Origin of the sequence: Thermoflexus sp. (assembly GCF_025055495.1) — a bacterium.
In the GTDB taxonomy this organism is placed as follows: Bacteria; Chloroflexota; Anaerolineae; order Thermoflexales; family Thermoflexaceae; genus Thermoflexus.
This window is the reverse complement of record NZ_JANWXB010000074.1, coordinates 1-18,880: the sequence shown is the minus strand read 5'-3', so window position 1 is coordinate 18,880 and position 18,880 is coordinate 1. Positions and strand designations below refer to the sequence as shown.

15 protein-coding genes are annotated in these 18,880 nt (G+C 62.9%); 8 read left to right on the top strand and 7 right to left on the bottom strand.

Annotated elements, in window-relative coordinates; all coding sequences use genetic code 11:
* The first annotated feature begins 94 nt into the window (after positions 1-94).
* From NZM16_RS02755 to NZM16_RS02735, 5 genes are all read left to right on the top strand, one after another.
* Entirely contained in the window at positions 95-1,447 is a 1,353-nt protein-coding gene (locus NZM16_RS02755; protein ID WP_295478370.1) for a glycerate kinase, read from the top strand.
* 132 nt (positions 1,448-1,579) lie between these two features.
* Positions 1,580-2,092 carry a molybdopterin-guanine dinucleotide biosynthesis protein B gene (gene mobB / locus NZM16_RS02750; RefSeq protein ID WP_295449605.1) on the top strand — a complete coding sequence of 171 codons (513 nt, stop codon included), beginning with the start codon at positions 1,580-1,582 and terminating at the stop codon, positions 2,090-2,092.
* 101 nt (positions 2,093-2,193) lie between these two features.
* A complete protein-coding gene (dnaN, locus tag NZM16_RS02745; RefSeq protein ID WP_295449602.1) occupies positions 2,194-3,363 on the top strand; it encodes a DNA polymerase III subunit beta in 1,170 nt (389 codons plus the stop codon).
* Between the two features lie 498 nt (positions 3,364-3,861).
* On the top strand, positions 3,862-4,293 hold the full coding sequence (locus NZM16_RS02740; protein WP_295449600.1) for a single-stranded DNA-binding protein: 432 nt from the start codon (positions 3,862-3,864) through the stop codon (positions 4,291-4,293).
* A 479-nt stretch (positions 4,294-4,772) separates the two neighbouring features.
* Positions 4,773-5,423 carry a hypothetical protein gene (locus NZM16_RS02735; protein ID WP_295478367.1) on the top strand — a complete coding sequence of 217 codons (651 nt, stop codon included), beginning with the start codon at positions 4,773-4,775 and terminating at the stop codon, positions 5,421-5,423.
* 168 nt (positions 5,424-5,591) lie between these two features.
* Here NZM16_RS02735 and pbpC read toward each other — a convergent pair whose 3' ends face one another.
* Positions 5,592-8,057: a penicillin-binding protein 1C gene (gene pbpC / locus NZM16_RS02730; protein ID WP_295449594.1), complete on the bottom strand. Its 2,466-nt coding sequence runs from the start codon at positions 8,055-8,057 to the stop codon at positions 5,592-5,594.
* A 544-nt stretch (positions 8,058-8,601) separates the two neighbouring features.
* A complete protein-coding gene (locus NZM16_RS02725) occupies positions 8,602-9,705 on the bottom strand; it encodes a site-2 protease family protein (protein ID WP_295449591.1) in 1,104 nt (367 codons plus the stop codon).
* Positions 9,706-10,102: 397 nt separating this feature from the next.
* Here NZM16_RS02725 and yvcK point away from each other — a divergent pair, with 397 nt between their 5' ends.
* From yvcK to NZM16_RS02710, 3 genes are all read left to right on the top strand, one after another.
* Complete coding sequence (gene yvcK, locus NZM16_RS02720) at positions 10,103-11,419, top strand: gluconeogenesis factor YvcK family protein (RefSeq protein ID WP_295449589.1); 1,317 nt, start codon at positions 10,103-10,105, stop codon at positions 11,417-11,419.
* 104 nt (positions 11,420-11,523) lie between these two features.
* Positions 11,524-12,174, top strand: coding sequence for a hypothetical protein (locus NZM16_RS02715; RefSeq protein WP_295478364.1), 651 nt, complete (start codon positions 11,524-11,526; stop codon positions 12,172-12,174).
* A 28-nt stretch (positions 12,175-12,202) separates the two neighbouring features.
* Entirely contained in the window at positions 12,203-12,436 is a 234-nt protein-coding gene (locus NZM16_RS02710; RefSeq protein ID WP_295449583.1) for an Lrp/AsnC ligand binding domain-containing protein, read from the top strand.
* Here the strand turns inward: NZM16_RS02710 and NZM16_RS02705 are convergent.
* From NZM16_RS02705 to NZM16_RS02685, 5 genes are all read right to left on the bottom strand, one after another.
* Entirely contained in the window at positions 12,433-13,830 is a 1,398-nt protein-coding gene (locus NZM16_RS02705) for a VWA domain-containing protein (RefSeq protein WP_295478361.1), read from the bottom strand. The two genes, NZM16_RS02710 and NZM16_RS02705, sit on opposite strands and share 4 nt — an antisense overlap.
* A 286-nt stretch (positions 13,831-14,116) precedes the next feature.
* The gene (locus NZM16_RS02700) at positions 14,117-15,229 is read right to left on the bottom strand and encodes a radical SAM protein (protein WP_295478358.1); all 1,113 of its coding nucleotides are present in this window, start codon (positions 15,227-15,229) and stop codon (positions 14,117-14,119) included.
* Between the two features lie 503 nt (positions 15,230-15,732).
* The gene (locus tag NZM16_RS02695; protein ID WP_295449576.1) at positions 15,733-16,014 is read right to left on the bottom strand and encodes a CU044_2847 family protein; all 282 of its coding nucleotides are present in this window, start codon (positions 16,012-16,014) and stop codon (positions 15,733-15,735) included.
* Positions 16,015-16,333: 319 nt separating this feature from the next.
* Positions 16,334-16,762, bottom strand: coding sequence for an IS200/IS605 family transposase (gene tnpA / locus NZM16_RS02690; protein ID WP_295449573.1), 429 nt, complete (start codon positions 16,760-16,762; stop codon positions 16,334-16,336).
* A gap of 288 nt (positions 16,763-17,050) precedes the next feature.
* Positions 17,051-18,511: an acyl-CoA dehydrogenase family protein gene (locus tag NZM16_RS02685; protein ID WP_295449570.1), complete on the bottom strand. Its 1,461-nt coding sequence runs from the start codon at positions 18,509-18,511 to the stop codon at positions 17,051-17,053.
* Between the last annotated feature and the right edge of the window lie 369 nt (positions 18,512-18,880).

Below are 18,880 nucleotides of genomic sequence, written 5' to 3'. Positions count from 1 at the left end.
CAGTCGATCCGATCGACTGCGCCCGACGCATTTTTCCCAGTCTCAAAAATAGTGAAAAATATAGAGAAAGGAGCGAAATGAGGAGATCGTTGCCATGTTAGAAGAGGGAGTGAAACGAGATCTCCGTGGGGATGTAATGCGGATCCTCCATGCCGCGCTGGGGGCCGTGGATCCGAGCGCGGCCGTGCGGCGCCACGTCCGTCGGGAAGGCACGCAGCTGATCGTGGGGGAACGGCGTCTGGATCTGAGTCATTATCGCCATGTGTTTGTGCTGGCGCTGGGCAAAGCAGCCTATCCCATGGCCTATGCCCTCCAGGTGCTGTTGGGCAGCCGGCTGGATCGGGGGGTGCTGGTGACCAAATACGGGCATCTGGCCGCAGCCCTCGATGAGCGCTGGGTGGTGATCGAGGCGGGGCATCCGGTGCCCGATGAGAACAGCGTCCGAGGGGCTCAGGCCCTCGCTGCCCTGGCGGAGCAGGCCGGAGCGGAAGACCTGATCCTCTGCGCGCTGAGCGGTGGAGGCTCTGCGTTAGCGACCTGGCCGGTGGAGGGCATCAGCTTAAGCGATCTCCAGGCGGTGACCGATCTGTTATTGCGCGCGGGCGCGACGATCCACGAGCTCAATGCGGTTCGCAAGCATCTGGATCGGATTAAGGGGGGAGGGCTGGCCCGTTGCGCTTTCCCGGCCACTGTGCTGACCTTGGTGCTTTCCGACGTGGTGGGGGATGATCTCTCGGTCATCGCCTCGGGGCCGATGGCGCCAGATCCTTCTACCTTCTATGATGCCTGGCGGGTGCTAAACCGCTACGGCTTGCTGGAACGCGTTCCCCTTCCCGTGCGCATGCGCCTGGAGGCCGGGCTTCACGGGCGGATCCCGGAAACCCCCAAGCCGGGCGATGAGATCTTCCATCGGGTTTCCCATGTGATCGTGGCCAGCAATCGTCTGGCCGCCCAGGCGGCCCTGGAAGAAGCGGCGCGCCTGGGGTATCACCCGTTCCTGCTCTCCACCTTTGTGGAAGGGGAAGCCCGGGAGGTCGCCCGGGTGATCGCGGCCATCGCGAAGGAGATCGCCACCACCGGCCGGCCAGTCCCCCGCCCTGCGTGTGTGGTATGGGGAGGGGAAACCACGGTGACCGTGCGGGGGAGCGGGCGGGGTGGTCGGAATCAGGAGCTGGTGCTATCGGCCGCCATCGCCCTGCAGGGATGGCCGGAGGTGGTGGTGGCCTCTATGGGAACCGACGGCATCGATGGCCCAACGGATGCCGCAGGCGCCATCGCGGACGGCGAGAGCGTCCATCGGGCCTATCTCCTGGGCTTAGACGCGATGGGTCATTTGAACGCAAATGATGCGTATGCCTTCTTCGAGGCTTTGGGCGATCTCATCCGCACGGGGCCCACTGGGACGAATGTGAACGATATTGGCGTGATGCTTGTGGGCCACTCGTAGAGCCCCTCGCCTTGCCGATAGGTGTCCCGTTCCTGTCCAACCGATGAGCGATAGAGCTTTCGGTTCGAGCTCGCTGCCCTGAGGGGCATAGCGGATGGTTCCGATCTGTCGAGATGGGGGGAAGGTATTCCGATGTCTCCAGCGCTCCCTCCTTTGGTTTGCATTGTTGGGCGCTCGGGATCTGGAAAGACCACCGTGCTGGAAGGTCTGGTGCGGATCTTCCATGGATGGGGATTCCGGGTGGGCACGATCAAGCATGATCCCCATGGGGAGATGCGGTGGGATCAGCCTGGGAAAGATACATGGCGTCATCGAGAGGCGGGCGCAGAGCTTGTCCTGGGCATCACCCCCCACTGGCTCTGGTTATCTCGACGGCTGAACCGTCCGCTGACATTATCGGAGATTTTAGAGGAATTTCATGGGCTGGATCTGGTGCTGGCGGAGGGATTTAAAGCCGAGGCAGCGCCCAAAATTGAGGTCATCCGTCAGGAAACAGGCCTGGAGCCTCAGAAGGAGTTGCGGGAGCGCTGGGCGGTGGTCTCCGATCTTCCCCTGGATCTCGACGTTCCGTGTTTCCGGTTTGAGGAGCTCGAGGCGTTGGCGGCTTTTCTGGCACAACGCCTGGGGCTTCGACCAGCATACTAAGGACTCTCTCTGGATCAGCAGTGTTCACATATAATCGAGGTTGATGCTCGCATATTGCTCCCCCTTCGATGAAGCGCATCTTAGACAGGAGGTTCTTCTCGATGGACGTGACCATTTCGCAATCGACCTTCGAACGGGCCCTCTCGGTGGCCGGTCGGGCGGTCCCTTCGCGGGCAACCCTTCCCACGTTAACCCATGTGTTGCTCCAGGCGGAACCTGGGCGCTTGAAGGTGGCTGGCACGGATTTAAATCTGGCTATCATAACATGGGAAGAGGCGCTCGTCTCTGAGCCCGGTGGCATCACCGTCCCCGCGAAGCCTCTGGCCGAGTTCATCAGCGCCCTTCCCGATGAACCCATCCACCTCCGGGTCCACCGGGAGACATGGACGCTCCAGATCGTTTGTGGATCCTATGAGACGGCGATGAAAGGATTGGATCCAGAGGAGTATCCGATCCTGCCCGACCTCGAGGGAGATGGCTTCGCACTGGATCCGGAGGATTTCCGGTTGGCGATCGACCAGGTGACCTTCGCCGCGGCGGCCGATGAGACCCGTCCGATCTTAACCGGTGTGCTGATCCGTTGGGAAGAGGGGCATGGAGGCGGGGCCGGGGGTGCGGCGGCCCTGACGCTTGCGGCTGCGGATGGCTACCGTCTTTCTGTGAAAACCCTGCCGGTCCTGCGCGCCCCGGTGGCAGCCTCAGAACCTGGCTCTACCTTCTCTGTGATCGTCCCGGCGAGCACCCTGAAAGAGGTAGGCCGTATCCTGAAAGGCGAGACCGAGCCGGTATCGATGATGGTGCTCCGGGGGCGGAACCAGGTGGGCTTCCGCCTCAGCCGGGCGGCAGTGCTTTCCCAACTGATCGAAGGTCAGTTTCCAGATTTCCAGGCCATCATCCCGAAGCGCTGGGAGACCCGTGTGGAGATCTCCCGGGAAGCCTTGTGGAAGGCCTGCAAAGCGCTCAGCGTGTTCGCGCGGGAGACCTCGAATGCGGTTCGGCTGGCCCTCATCCCGGGAGAGGGGGATCAGCCGGGCCAGGTGCTGCTACAATCCCGGTCGCCGGAAAAAGGGGAGACCCGGGTGGCGATCGATGCCTTGGTAGAAGGGAACCGTCTGGAGATCGCGTTCAACGTGCGGTTCCTGATGGATGTGCTGGAAGCGATCGAGGGGGATTGGGTGGCGTTTGAGATGACCACTCCCCAGTCGCCGGTAAAGGTTCTATCGGTTGGGGATCCTTCATTTGTGCATGTCGTGATGCCGATGTTCCTATAGGAAGCATGCGACTTGCCCTGTTTCAGGATGGCGCACTGAAGGCCCATTCAGGAAGGTATGAAGGTTTCGTGGACGCGGGAAGCTGTCTTCGCGAGCTTTCCCTCGTCCCTCGAATGTAGAAGTTGCATCGTTGGGGGGCCAGTCGGATGAGGTGGAATAGCCTCCTCCTCCGGTCTCCTATCTCTCCTTAGCTCTTCGGGCCATAGAGGGAGGGGAGAAGAAACCCCCTGAGGAAGCGAACGACGTTCTCCGGTGGGGTTTGGGGCTGGGGCGCCGCCGAAGGCAGCGCCCCAGCCCCAAAATATCTTTAGGGGGGCAAGGGCCTGGCTCGCTCCCCTTCCGAAGGCGCTTGGATTAGGCTCGCCGCTTGAAGTTACACATTCCGTTTCGGCGGATGCTCTGGTTGCTGTTCTGGATGAAGGTGGGCTGCCAGAGGTAGCCCGTTCCTGTCCCAGAACAGCTTCCATAGCTATAAGTCTGGAAGAGGGAGGAAGGGAAATGTATCACAAACTGATCATCGCGGGCCATCTGGGGACCGATCCCGAGATGCGTTATACGCCGGAAGGGACGCCCGTGACTTCGTTCCGGATGGCCAGCAATATCCGGTATCGGGATGCCAGCGGAGACCAGCGAGAGGAGACCATCTGGTTCCGGGTCTCGGTCTTCGGGCGGCAGGCGGAGATCGCGAACCAGTATCTGCAGAAGGGGCGCCCGGTGCTGGTGGAAGGGCGGCTGAGGCCGGATCCGCAAACGGGCAATCCACGGATCTTCCGACGCTCGGATGGGACAGCGGGGGCAGTCTATGAAGTGCGGGCGGATCGCATTGTGTTCATCGGGCCACGGCCCGCGGAGGCCCCCTCGGTGGTGGAGGCAGAGGAGCCGGTGCTGGAGGAGCCTGGATCTATCGAAGAGGAGGAAATCCCCTTCTAAGGACCCATCCGGATATCTGATCCCTGGAAACCTCGAGGAGGTGGCAGGCGCCTTGGGCGACCGCCACCCCACCAACTCTGTTCATTTCCGCACCGCGAAGCGGCGTGGGGAGAGGAGAGGAGGAAGCACCGAATCCCTGGCAAACGCGTGCAGTGAATTCCATTCCCAGGGATACGGCAAGCCCTTATGGAGGGAGCCGACGAAGCCCCTCATCCCCAGAGAGAGAGCCATCGTTCGCACAAGCAGCGTCGAATTCATAGCACGCGTTGGTAAAGACTGCCAGGACGGCAAATGTGGACAGTAAATTCCACGTGCTTTTTGGGATAACCCAAAGGGCACCTCATGCCAGCCGAGTTCCGCTGGAGGGAGGGGGCACGATCACGCTGTGCCCCCTCGCTTGTTCCTGAGACGGGTCCTGCAGGCGATCAAAGATTGTTGCGGAACAGGGGACAGGTAGTCGCCAAACAAGGAGAACGCTTATGCCTTGGGAGGAACTGGAAAACATCGCTCGGGAGATCCGCTCGGGCCTGGACGCGAAAAACACCGCGCGGGATACCGCCCTGATGCGCTGCCGGGAGCTGACCCGCCTGTGCGCTTTATCGATCCGCGCCGTCCATCGAGAGGATTACGTGGCGGGAAAGCATCTCTTGGAGGAGGCGCAGAAAGCTGCCTTTGTCCTGCAGACGGATCTGGCTCCATTCCCTGAGCTGCTTTATGCGGGTTACACCCAGGATGCCCTGAAAGAATGGGTGGAGGCTTCCATCGTTTACGCGGTCGTGACCGCTGGTCCCTTGCCCGGGCCGCGCGAATTGAACGTGACGGAGGCAGCTTACCTCAACGGCTTAGCGGAAGCGGCCACCGAGCTCCGTCGCCGGATCCTGGATCTGATCCGGACCGATCGCTTTGAGGAGGCAGAGCGGTTGTTACAGGCGATGGATGAAATTTACGAGGTCCTGATCACGATGGACTATCCGGATGCCATCACCGGGAATCTGCGCCGGGCAACGGATGTGGTGCGGGGGACGCTGGAGCGAACCCGGGGGGAGCTCACGTTGAGCTTGCGTGAGCATCGGTTGCAGCAGGCGCTTCAGCGGATGGAGGACCGCGCAGGCCCCGATCAGGGCGAATAGGGGTGACCACGGGGGGCGTCCATGTAGGGCAACCATAAGGGGTTGCCCCTACAAAACGATACGACGCGCCGCGCCTTTCGTAAGGGCACCCCCTGTGCCTGCCCTCATGTGGAGCGACCACGGGGGTGCCCGTACGGGGCAACCACAGGGGGTTGCCCCTACCTCAACTCAACGGACCTCGATCGGAAGCGGCGGTGCCTGGATGATGGATCCCTCCGCATCTTGAGCAAACGCGGCGAATCGATGGGTTCCTGGCCTCAGGGGCCACCACGCTCGATAGGGCGGTCGGGTCCATTCCATCCAGGGTTCCCCGTCGATCTCCACCCTCACCCACCGAGGTAGACCCGGACCCACCCAGTGGAGCTCCACCAGAAGCTGTTGCGCCTCCGGAGCCAGGTGAAGGACGCGTCGATAAACCACTCCGGTGGCGGGGGAGACCCATCGCAGGGCGCCCATTCCGATGGCCCCCTCATAGGCCTCCAGGGGAGGTAACAGGAAGCCGTTTTCCTGTGCCCACTTCCAGGCTGATGGCGGCCACATGATGAACACCCGCTCTTCCACCTCCTCCGGCAATGTCTCCGGCCCCGCCAATTCTCCGGTCCGCCGGTTGATCCGCAGCCGTCGATACAGGTCGTCGGGCATCTGCGGCTCGGTGCCCTGGATGAACCATTCCTCTCGGGTCTGCGGGCAATCCGGGGTGGGCCGTTTCCCGGATAGCGCGCAGACGGTCATCCGGTGCACGCCTTCCGGAATCGGGAAATCCCGCGCCGGCTGCCCCCGATGGAGGAGCTCCATCACCGCGCGCCAGATGGGCGCGGCACCGCTTACCCCGGAGATCTCCCGCAGAGGCGTCTGATCCACATTCCCGATCCATACCCCTACCACCCAATCCGGTGTGTAGCCGATGGTCCAGTTGTCTCGCCAATCGCTGCTGGTGCCTGTTTTCACGGCCGCTGGCCGGGATAGGTTCAGAGGGCTCCAGGATCCGAATCCTAAGGCCCGGGCGTTGGGGTCTTTGAGGATATCGGTGATGAGGAAAACCACCCGCGGGTCCAGGACCTGAGGGCCGGGTTCCGACAATGGGGCGTATCGGAGTTGCCCCCGGCGGTCGCGGACCTCCCGGATCAGAGTGGGGGTGACGCGGCGACCGCCGTTCGCCAGGGCGGCGTAAGCGGCGGTGAGATCGATCAGCCGCACCTCGCCGCCGCCCAGGGTCAGGGCCAGCCCATACCGGATGGGGGGTCCTGGAAGCTGAACGCCCAGCTGATCCAGTAGCTCCACCAACCGGTGGACTCCCACCCGCTCCAACACAATGACCGCCGGCACATTCAGTGAGGAGGCCAGCGCCACGCGGGCCGAAACCGGCCCGTGGTAGCGTCGATCATAATTGATCGGCTGATAGCTTTCCCCTTCCGCTGTGAGGAAGGTCTGAGGGAGATCCCAGAGGAGCGAAGCGGGGGTGAGGAGCGGGCCGCTACGGGGGTCGAAGGCGAGGGCGTAGGTGAACGGCTTGAGGGCAGAGCCCGGCTGGCGAGGGATGCGAACCCCATCCACAGCGCCCTGGATGGCAGCGTTGAAATAGTCAGGGCTTCCCACCCACGCCAGGATCTCTCCGGTGTGGGGATGGATCACCACCACGGCTCCGTTGCGCGCGCCGGCGCCCGGGCGGTCTGGCCGAGGGCGGTTGATTTCCTCGAGGCGAGCGCGGAGGATCTCCGTGATGGTCTCATTCCAGGCCAGATCCAGGGTGGTGGTGACCACCAAGCCTTCCTCGAACATCGCTTCTTCCCCGAACTGTGCCGCCAGGGCCTCGCGGACGGCCATCACGAAGTGGGGTGCGTGAATCGGGAACGGCACGCTGGCGAAGCGCAATCCTTCGGCGGCCGCCATTTCAGCTTCTTCATGGGAAAGAAATCCATGCCGGACCATCAGACGGAGCACCTGCCGACGGCGCTTCTCGGCGGCCTGAGGGTTCGTGAGAGGATCATAGCGGCCCGGTGACTGTGGGAGGCCCGCCAGCAGTGCGCATTCCGCCAGATCCAGCTCCGTCGCGTGCTTGCCAAAATAGGTCAGGGCAGCGGCCTCCAGCCCATAGGCGAAGTGACCATAAAAAACGGTGTTCAGGTAAATCTCCAGCAGTTCGTCTTTCCTATACCGCTGGCTCAGCATCAGCGCCAGGATCGCCTCCCGCGCCTTCCGACGAAGGGTGCGCGCAGTTCGTTCATCCGGGCTCAGGAGCAGCGATCGGGCGATCTGTTGTGGGATGGTGCTGGCTCCGGATATGGTCGGTTCTCCCCTCAGGTTGGTCCATAATGCCCGCAGGATTGCGATCGGATCCACGCCGGGGTGCTCATAGAAACGGACATCCTCGGTGGCCAACGTGGCGGCAATGCAGGAGCGAGGGATCCGATGAAGCGGGATCCAGGCGTGGCGCCCCTGGTGGGGATGGGCGATCTCATAGAGCAGCCGGCCGTGGCGATCCAGGATGCGGACGCTGGGGAGGAGGGCTGGCCGTCTCAGATCCGTGGGATCCGGGAGCGGGCCGATCCAGAACGCAAGGGCCCCCGCGCCCAGTCCGCTTCCCAGCAAACTGGCCAGCACGAGCTTCATCAACCATCGCCGGATTCGGGTCACCCAGCACCCCCAGCGCAAAAATCAACAGTGACCAGGTATAGGGGGTCCCGGAGGGCACTCCTTCAGCGCACTCTCTAGGATCCCAAACTTCTTTCCCCCACCTGGAGGGCTATGAAGGGGGAGAAGAACCATTTTCGAGGGCAGAGTGGGAGCCACAGGTCCTTCGTCCTGCCTTCGAAAACCCCCAATCGAGGGTGGAGAAAGCAATAGTGCTTTGTCCATTTTTCATTTAGGGGTTTTCGGAGGCGATGCGGGGTGCTTTTGGAACCCCGCACCGCCTCCGAAAGATTTTTTCTTCCCCCTCCCCAGGGTCCAGAGGGCCGTGGGGAGGGGGAAGAGAGAGGGGAGGGGCTATGGTCTTCCGGACGGGCTTCGGTTCCTCAGATCCCCAGTTTATGACTGGACAAACCAGTAGATATGCGTCAACTCTCCACGGCCCTTTTGGGCCGTGGAGGGAGAGGAGAGGTGGAGGGGAGCGAAAGAGCTTATCCCTTACCAGGTAGGCGCTCCCCTCGTTCATGAGGGCATGCCCCCGAGTTCCCCTTCATGGAAACTCCACCACTGAGAACGGGACAGGGACGAAGATCAACAGGAACAGAACCCAAGTTAGCCATCCGATCGCCTGGCGGAGTGGATCCAGAGGGGTGATGTCGTTCAGCGGCGGCGGATGGCGCAGCCCGGTGAGCATCGGCATGAACGCCCAGAGGAACCATCCGGGCCAGCGAAGGCCCAACACCAGCAGGGCGAACACGCCGATCTCCGAAACGCGCCAGGCCGTTCGGCCCAGCATCGCATACATAATATGCCCGCCATCCAACTGCCCCAGGGGCAACAGGTTGAAGCCCGTCACCAGCAGTCCGATCCAGCCGGCCCATGCCAGGACGTTCAGCTGCACATCGTAGCCATCCCCGGGCAGGGGACGGCCGAAAATCAGAAGTTTCAAGCTCCAGTAAAGGATGGAGTTCCCTTCCAGCGCGACGGTGCCTCGGAGGGGGACCACCGGGGAGGTCATGAGTCCGTAGATCAGGATCGGTAAGGCCACCGCCAGCCCGGCGAGGGGACCCGCCACGCCGATATCAAAGAGGGCCTTTCGATTGCGGATCGGGGATCGGATCTGGATAAAAGCCCCAAAGGTCCCCAGCATTCCGATCAAAGGAGGCACTGGGATGAAGTAGGGCAGCGTCACCTCGCTACGATGCAGACGGGCAGCAACATAGTGTCCCATTTCGTGAACGCCTAGGATGAGCAGCAGCGCGGCCGCGAAGGCGATCCCCTGCCCCAGGTTGAGAGGGCCCTCACTGCCATACATGGCTCCTGCCCATATCGTGGTGACCACGGTGGCCAGGAACAGAACGAGGTTCACCCAGGGTTGAGCGCGGGCCGGCCGGGCGACCCCGGCCTGGGCGATGATCTGGTCGGTTTGCCCGTGGCGTCGCAGGATCGGGGTGTAGCCCAGGGCCTCGAAGCGTGGGCGCAGGATCTCAAAGGCCGATTCGGGATCCATCTGCAGATATCCTTCGAACGCGATCACCTGATCGGGCGGATACAGCACGCGGGCCTCGGTGATTACAAAGAGCCCTCGCAACGCCGCCGCCAGCCGATCCAGCGTGGTGGGCGTCCACTCCGTCTCATACCAGGCTGTCTCCATCGAGCGTATCGCCTCACAAGGAAGGATACAGGAGCCGGCTGCTCCCTTTCTCAGTCTAAGACAGGGGGGGAAAGCTCGCAACGATCCGGGGCGGTGGCGAGGTGAAGAGAAATCGACCACGCGTCCGGATCCGGCAAAGTTGAGTTATGATATTTAGTGCTTTTGATTTGGATTTAGGGGTTTCGGGGTCTGGGTGGGGGGCCTTTGGCCCCCGCTCAGACCCCGAAAGATGGGTTCTCCCCTCTCCTCACGACCTTCTGGGCCGTGGGGAGGGAGGAGGGGTTGGGGGTGGCGGGGCAAGTCCCGAATCCCCAGCAGGGATTGTTTAGATGGCAACCGAGCGCTGAGTTCCTGACGGATGGAGCGCTTCAGGACCGGGGAGAGAGGGGAGAGGGAAATGACTCCAAGAGGAAAGGCTTGCCCGGTATGGGAATCGGTCGTTCGATCGCTGCGTTACTGGCTGGCCCCCGGGCTGGGGGTCAAGCGATGGTTGCTCTTACTGCTGGTGGGAATTACGGAACTGGCTCTTGCTCTGGCCTATGTGCTGGTCACCATCTATCGAGAACAGCCGTTGCCGCCGATCTTCTATTATCTGACCCTGCAGTTTATCCCCCGACTGGGCCGAGCGGCCCTATTCGGGCTACTGGGCCTCGCCACTGCTGGATTCGCCTTGGTGCGATTGAACCGCACTCTGCTTTCTCCCTTCGTGCAACCGGGGCGGGATGTGGCGGAGATCCTGCGTCGCCATCGGCAACGAGAACGGGGGCCACGCATCGTGGTCATCGGGGGCGGCACCGGCCAGTCGACCCTGTTGCGTGGATTGAAGGGGATGAGCGTCCGACTGACGGCGGTCGTCACGGTGGCCGATGATGGGGGCAGTTCCGGCCGTTTGCGGCGCGAGATGGGACTGCTGCCGCCTGGGGATTTCCGCAACTGCTTGGCTGCCCTGGCCGAGGCGGAGCCTCTCATGACCGCCCTCTTCCAGTATCGGTTTGGGCGGGGAACCGGCCTCAACGGCCATGCGTTCGGGAATCTTTTCATCGCCGCCATGGCCGAGATCACGGGCAGCTTCGAGCGGGCGGTCGCGGAATCCAGCCGCGTCCTGGCGGTCCGCGGCCGGGTGTTACCATGCACGGTGGAACACGTTGTGCTGGCGGCGGAGATCCGGGATGCCGAAGGGCGGATTCATCGGGTCGATGGGGAATCCGCGATCCCGGAGGTCCGGGGCCGCATCGAGCGAGTATGGCTGATCCCCGAGCATGCCCGAGCCTACCCGGAGACCATCCGGGCCCTCCTGGAGGCAGATCTGATCGTCCTGGGCCCGGGGAGCCTTTACACCAGTGTGCTGCCGAATTTGCTGGTGGAAGGGATCGTTCCAGCGATCCGCGCCAGTCGGGCCCTGAAAGTGTATGTGTGCAACGTGGCTACCCAGATGGGGGAGACTGAAGGCTATGGCGTGGCCGAGCATGTGCGGGCCATCGAACGCCATGTAGGGTCCGGCCTGTTTGATCTCGTCCTGGTGAACAGTCGCACTGATGTCGCATGGAAAGAGATCCCGGAGGAGGTCGGCGAGCTGGTGCGCTGGGATGGGCAACCGATCTCTCCCTACACGGTGGTGGCGATGGACGTGATCGATGAACGAACCCCCTGGCGCCATGACCCGGAGAAGCTCGCTCGAGCCCTGCTGATGCTTTATGAGCGGTATCGACGGTGAAGGGGAGGACATGCGATGGCATCGCATACGCCTCCCACGAATGCCCTTTCCCTCCCATAGCCCGCAGGGCCAAGGGGAAAGGATGGTTTTCAGGAGCTGGGGTGATGAAATCCACGATCCACTGTCTGGTCCTTGCCCTGGTCGTTGGGCTGGTGGCATGCGCTCTGAAACCGGAGGGCTCGGGGCCCTTAACCTATGAAGGGCCCTATCGGATAGACCTGGAGGCGGGCCAGGCGTTGCCCGGGACGGAGGTTCGTTATCTCGGGGTAGGGCCTCAGGGGGCCCGCGTCCGCATCGATGGACAAGAGGTCGTTCGGCTGGCTGGAGATTCCGTTGAGGCCGAAGCCCGTCCTCACCCCACGCTGAACCTGCGTTATGTCCTTCGGGTCTACGCTTACGATGAGCGAGCCCTCCACGCTATCGGGACGATACGGGTAGAGCTCCGGGAAGCTCAACCCCGTGTAGTTCCGCTTCCCTCCAAGGCTGCAGCCCGCTTCACGGCGCCGGTCACGTATCGCGTTCCCAAAGGAGGGGTGATCCCAGGCACCACTGTGGTTTTCGTTGGGAAGGAGGAAGGGCGGGCCCGTCTGGAGGGCCTCCCCGGATATCCGTATCGCAACGTGGGGGATTCCATCCTCTGGACCGGTCAGGTTCATCCGCTGGTTTATCTCAACGTCACCTTCCGGGTCCTGCTCGTCGAAGACGCTTGGCTGACGGTGGTGGGGACCGCCGAGGTGTGGCTTTCGGGGCTTTGAGGGGATCCGTATTCTCCAGGAGGCGACCATGGTCCAGGCTTATGTGTTCATCCAGGCCGCGATGGGCAAGCCCAGCGCCGTCGCTGAAGCGTTGCGCAAACTTCCCGAGGTCCGGTCTGCGGTAGTGGTCACCGGCCCTTATGATGTGATCGCCCTGGTGGAGGCCACGGATTTGCAAACCTTAGGCCGTGTGATCACCGAGAAGATCCAAACGATCGAGGGAGTGGAGCGCACCCTCACCTCGCTGGTCACCGGGATCTAAACTCCGCCTCGTTCAAACAGGCGATCGATGGCCTCGGCCAGCTCGGCCAGGTTCTGAACTTGGTGGACCGCGGCGCAGAGGGGAGCATAGAGGGGCAGGTCGCTATCGCCGGTGCCCCAGAGCGGACGGGGCTCCGGATTGAGCCAGAGGATCCGTTTCGCCCGGCGCCGGATGGCCTCGAAGCAATCCAGCCGCGGATCGTTATAGTTGTTCCGCCCATCTCCCACCACGATCACGGTGGTGCGCCGATCGATGGCGTCCAGGTAATTCTGACAGAAAGTGGCCAGGCTGTTCCCCAGATCGGTGTTGTAATACCCCGGAGGGTTCTCCAGCAGCACTTGGCGAACCGCCTCATCGGGCCGACGCTCTGCGAAGATCGAAGTGATCTCCGCCACATCGTCGATATAAACGAAGCTGCGGGTGCGGCTGATCTGATCCTGGAGCAGGTAGATCAGGTGCAGGAAGAACTCCGAGCAGTGGCGCACCGAGGTGCTGAGATCGCACAGGACGACGAGGCGGGGCTTGAGGTGGCGGCGACGGAAGCGGAGATCGAAGGGAACACCTGCATGGCGCAGGTTGACCCGGAGGGTGGTTTTCGTGTCCAGGCGGCGGCCATCGCCTCGCTTCAGGCGCAGGGCGGCCCGAGTGCGCAGACGGGCGGCCAGGCGGGCCACCATCTGGCGCATGCGCTGGAGATCGGCCGGCGTAAGGGCGTGGAAGGGGCGTTCCATCAGCTCGGCCTCGCTGGGCTCCGGCGGACGCTCCGCCAGTCGCTCCAGGGTCGCCATCCCGGCCGCCTGCTGGATCTGGCGGGCCAGCGCCGCCCGGTTCGCGCGGATCTGTTCTTCCAGCTGCTGGAGGGTTTTGGCGTCCATTCCGGCTTCGGCCAGCATCTGAAGCAGCGCGCGGATCATCTCTTCCAGGCGGTCATCCAGCCCCACACTCCGTTGCATCCAGCGTGCGAGAGCGGTTCGATCCATCCATTCCTGGACCCGGCGGCTCCCCGCATGGCGGGCGATGGCCTCCAGCTCCTCTCGGGTGAGAGGCCGTCCCTCTAACAGCCGACGCATCAGCGCCATTCGTTGCGGACCGAATTGCTGGGCCAGGGCCTGCAGGGCAGCCTGGAGACGGCGCTGGTCCTGAGGCGAGAGGCCGCTCATAGCAGGCATCATGGGAGGTTCGCCGAGGCCGAAGAAAAGCGGGAACAACTCCTCAAAAATAGGAATGGCCCTGGCTTCTTTCACCAGCGCCGTGCGAAGGGCCGCTTTGAAGGTCTCCCGGTCCATCACCCCGACCTGTTCCACCGCCCGGAGGGCATCCGTCGACTCCGCGACGGAGACTCGTATACCCGTTGCCCGGAGAGCCCGAATGAACTGGACGATCCGATCGTCCATGGAGTAACTCCTTTCCCCGAATTCATCGCGGAAAAGGCGATCTGCTCATTGGGGAAGCGGGAGCGAAGGGCCAGGAGGATTGCGATGGCCGCCGCGCAATGTGCCCTTATTCTGTCACGCCCAGGCCTTTTTGTCAAAGAACGAGTGAGGAGTTACGCGGTTGGGGGCCGATTGAGCGGGGAGGGCGCGCAAGGGCTCATCCTTTTCGGAAACGATCCGGAGGGGCGCTCCGCTTCGTGTCCTGCTATCAATGGGGATTGCAGGCGGTCCTCCAGGGCCGCCGTATTTAGAAGGGAACCGGCATATCCAGGAGGAAGACGTTTCCGACCCGGATGCGACTCAGCCCCGCAGCTCGAGCGGCTTCAACGGCCTCCTGGGCGTGGGTAGAGGAAGTGCAGGGGAGGTCGGCCATCAGAAAATGGGGGGCGAAGGCGAGCAGCGTGTAAGGGATCTCTGGATCAATGGCGGCGATGAACCGGGCGATTCGATGCACTTCCTCGGCATCCACGTATCCTGGGATCAGGAGGGTGCTGGCGACCACCAGGGGAGGCTGAGGGCGTTCCGGAATGCGGGCGGCGGCCCGCTGGAAGTTCTCTAGGGTGCGGCGGTTGCTCGCGCCAGTGAGGGCAATGTGCAGGTTTTCGTCGAACGCCTTCAGGTCGAACTTGATACAGCCGCCGGTCTCCAGGGAGAGCTGGACGGCGTGGTCGAGCAGTTTGGGATGCATCATCCCGTTGGTTTCCCAGCAGACCCGAACCCCTTTCCGGGCCAGGAGCCGGCCGGCCGCCAGCGCATGCGGCATCTGGGAAGAGGGATCGCCGCCGAAGAAACATACGCAGAAGGTGTGTGGGTTGGCCACATTGGCCAGCTCCTGGGCGGAGAGCAACGGCCCCGCCTGCGGGGAGAGCTCCCGGAAGTGCCAGTTCTGGCAAAACAGGCAGTGGAAGGTGCATGAACCGTAGAACACGGCCAGGTTGTGATCGCCGCGCCGGTGGTGCCCTTCGCACACCCAGTCCGCCACGCAGTTGGTCGGCAGAGGATCCCGATACCATTGCAAAAGGCCCTTTTCGGGGGTGCCCGCCAAGTGGACCAGCCGGCCCTTTTGCGCCATCCGGAGGCCGCAATAACCGCGCTCCCCTTCCCCCAGGGTGCAGTCCCAGGCGCACAGCCCACAGCGGATCCCTCCGGGCGTCCGGGGGGCGACGGCTGGCATACCGAAGGCCTCCCGGGCGCGGCGGTGGGCTTCTTGGGCGATGGGGAGGGCCTCCTCCGGGCGCGTGCGGAGGCAGTGCAGGCACACGCCAATGGCCTCGCTGACCGGCCGGGTCGACAATCCACACCGCCGGCATGCTGTCCTCCGGTTATCACCTCGTGCCCATTGGGAACGCTTCCAGACCATCCTTGCTTGTTCCTCTTCGTAATCTCGGGCCTTTATCCATAACTAAACTCGTTACACAATTCGGCGGAGGGTCCGCCCACCCCCTTCTCCCCCTTCCCACGGCCCTTTGGGCCTGGGAAGGGAGAGAAGGAGAAGGTTTGGGGCTGGGAAGGCCGCCGAAGGCGGCCTTCCCAGCCCCAGGCGAGCCCCTCCTTGCGAATTACGCAACTGATGGGGTCTATCCGTTCCTCTGGCGCTGATCTTCGTTGAATCCGGACACCCCCTTCCATTTTATATGGGAACCAGATGGCGGACCGCACCGGCCTGGGGGGAGGCGCGCCCTCGGACGGGCTCACACGGCGGGCCTTGTGCCCGGCTCCGACAGCGGGCGTCAGGAGCAACTTTGTAGTCGTGCATGTCTACGTCTATTCCCTCTTGGAAACACTCCAAACGAACGCTTTGCTTTGACTCGTGCCAGATCCCAAACGGGCACACCAGCCAGCGGGGCTCCGTTGTCCCTCATCTCAAGCCTTGCTTTCCTGCTTCCAGGTCAAGGTGACCCTGTAATGGGCTTCCGCCCCGGCTCCCGTTAGAATAACGCCTGCCTGGGCGTTCATCTTCAGGCCGAATTCCACCTCCACCTGGTCGGGCGGGTCGGAAAGGCCTCGCAATTTGCGGATGACGGCTTCGGCAATGGGGCGCACCCGTTCCAGCGCGGCCTCGAAAGTCTGCCGGACCTGCTCGGACACGCCCTCGCCCCTCGCCGCCGGGACCATCCCCGGTGCCTCTTCCTCTTCCAGCTTCACCCGGACAGCTGGTTCGTATACTTGAAGCCCAGAGAGGAAGGTTGGGGAAGGCGACTTCCGTAGGGCCGATTGGAAATCGGCCTGCGGGGCGCTTGATGCCGGGCGTCGGCCTTCGCCGATGCGCGCTTGGGTCAGCGAAGGCTGACCGACGGCCGAAGGCCCAACGCGGACGACTTTAGTCGGCGCATAGGAGCCGATTGGAAATCGGCCTGCTGTGGCGCCCGGCGCCGAACGTCGGCCTTCGCCGACACGGGTCTGGGTCAGCGAAGGCTGACCGACGGCCGAAGGCCCAACGCGGACGACTTTAGTCGGCGCATCGTCATCCAGGATTCACCTCTTCGGAAACTGATTCCAGCTCCGGAATCAATGTGCCGACGGCGTGGTGTTCTTTCTGCCGTCGAATGTAGCCCACAATTCTCTCTACGTCCCAGCGGCTGACACTGAAGGCACCATAGAATCCCTGCCACTTAAAGGGCGGGTCCGGCTTCAGGACTTCATTAACAAAACGAGAAGAAACACCTTTCAATTGTTTGACTAGCTTGGCGATGGAAACCGTGCTGGGGATGCGGACAAGAAGATGCAGATGGTCAGGGACGCTATTCAGAGCCAGAAGGGTGCAACCCATCTTCTGGGCCTCACTGGCGATGACTCGATGGAGGGGTCGTTCAATCTCCGGCGTGATCAATGGCAGGCGATCCCATGTAGCCCAGATCAGGTGAATGTAGATTGCGAGGGTATCACGATGCATATCGTGCTCTCCTGATTGAAGGATAATTGAAGGATATGATAGAGGATCAGAGTTTATGAGCAGGCCATGTTGCTTGTGCCTATTGGAAATTGGCCTGCCAAACGGCGACCTTTACCCATGTGGCCATCGGCCGGCGAAGGCCGGCCGATGGCCGAAGGCCCAACGAGGACGACTTTAGTCGGCACATATGAGCCGATTGGAAATCGGCCTGCCGGGCGTCGGCCTTCGCTGACGCGCGCCTGGGCCGGCGAAGGCCGGCCGGTGGCCGAAGGCCAAAGGAGGACGACTTTAGTCGGCGCGAAGATATCGTCGGATCAAGGTCTCCGCGGCGAATCGGGCCAGATCCCGGAACAGAGGCTCCGCCTCAGCTTCCTGTTCCTCCGGCGTCCGGCGCAGATGCGCTTCCACCCGTTCCCTCATCTCTTCCAGCACCCGGGGATCCGCTTCGGGGAACAGGAATTCCATCAGAAGGTGATGGGCTCCTTTGCGGGCCATGGCCTCCAGGCCGTCCAGGATCTGGCGGTGGGGGGTGCCCTCCCAAATAGGCAGGATCATCGCCTCCCGCAGCCAGCGCTCCACCGGATACTCCCCCAGCACGCCTATCCCGCCGTGCACCTCCATCGCCCATTTCGCCGTCTGCACCGCCTGCTCTGCGGTCCAGTATTTGGCCAGATGGGTCAGCAGGCGGAACAAATGATAGCGCGGGGAATAAGGCGGCTGCTCCTTTCGAACGGCGTCCAGCATGTGGACGGTGGTCCAGGCCAGGGCGAAGGCCGCCTGCAGGGTCTGGAGGCGCTCCTCGAACTGGCGGCGCAGCAAGGGGTGCTGCAGGATGGGGCGGCCGAAGGCAATCCGGCGCTCGGCGAAGGCGAAGGCCTCCGCCATTGCGCGCTGCATCAGGGCCACGCTGCCGATGCTGTTGGACACCCGCGAGACGTTGAGCGCTTCCAGGATGAGATAGATCCCATCCTCCGGACGACCCAGAAGATACGCCTCGCTGTGACGGAGCTCCACTTCACCGGTGGGCACCGCGCGGGTGCCGATCTTGTCTTTGAGGCGCCGGATGGTGTAATTCAGACCCCCGTCCTCCCGATACCGGGGGAGCAGGAACAGCGCAAGCCCTCGAACCGTGCGAGGGGCACCTTCGGGACGGGCGGCCACCAGGGCCAGCTCCGCCCCCACGTTGCTGGCGAAGTATTTCTCTCCGGTCAGCCGCCATCGGGAACCTTCAGGACGAGCGACGGTCTCCACCGTGGCCCCGAGATCCGACCCACCTCCCGCTTCGGTCATCCAGGTGGCCCCCTGCCAGACCTCCCCATCCCGTCGGAGAAGCGGGGGAAGGAACCGAGCCTGTAATTCTGCATCCCCATATTTGTGCAGGGCCAGGGCGGTGGCCAGGGAGACCGTGTAGGGACAGTAAAGGCCGGCGTCGTAGAAGGCGGTGAGGTAGCCGACGAGGAAAGCGGTGGGAAGCCCTGCGCCTTCGAAGGCGTGCCAGACGGCGCCGGCACGATAGCCCTGGAGCAGCATCCGGCGGTAATCGGGAGGATAGAGGATCTCATCCACGCGGCGGCCGAAGCGATCGAAGGCACGGAGCCACGGCGTCCCTAAGCGGTCAATCATCATCGAAATGGCGTTCCCTTCGGCTTCCCACCAGCTCTCCAGCTCCTGCAGTTCCAGCTCTGGAGGGAGGGAGAGGCCCAGCGATTGAAGAAAGCGGGTCGGCGTGCGCAGCGCGTCCAGGTCCATAGGCGCCTCCTGATGGATCGACGGAGGGTTGGAAGCTCAATTCTCCCGGCAGGATTCTTGGAACCGCAAGCTTTCGGCCCGGCTTGGAAAAGAGCTTGGGTTCTCTGGGGTTTTCTGTGGCGCCCACTCAACGGAATCGCGTAGAGAGCGAGGAAATCTGCAAGAAAGCATCATATGGCCCCTCCTCCCTTTCTCCCCCCTCCCCCCGGCCCGCTGGGCCGTGGGGAGGGGGGAGAAAAAATCTTTCGGGGGCGGTGCCGGGGGCCTTGGGCCCCCGCACCCCCCCCCAAAACCCCCAAAAGAAAAATGTACGAAGCACTATAATAGCCTCTGCAGTGCCTTTAGATGAAAATCCTGGTGGCTATGGCG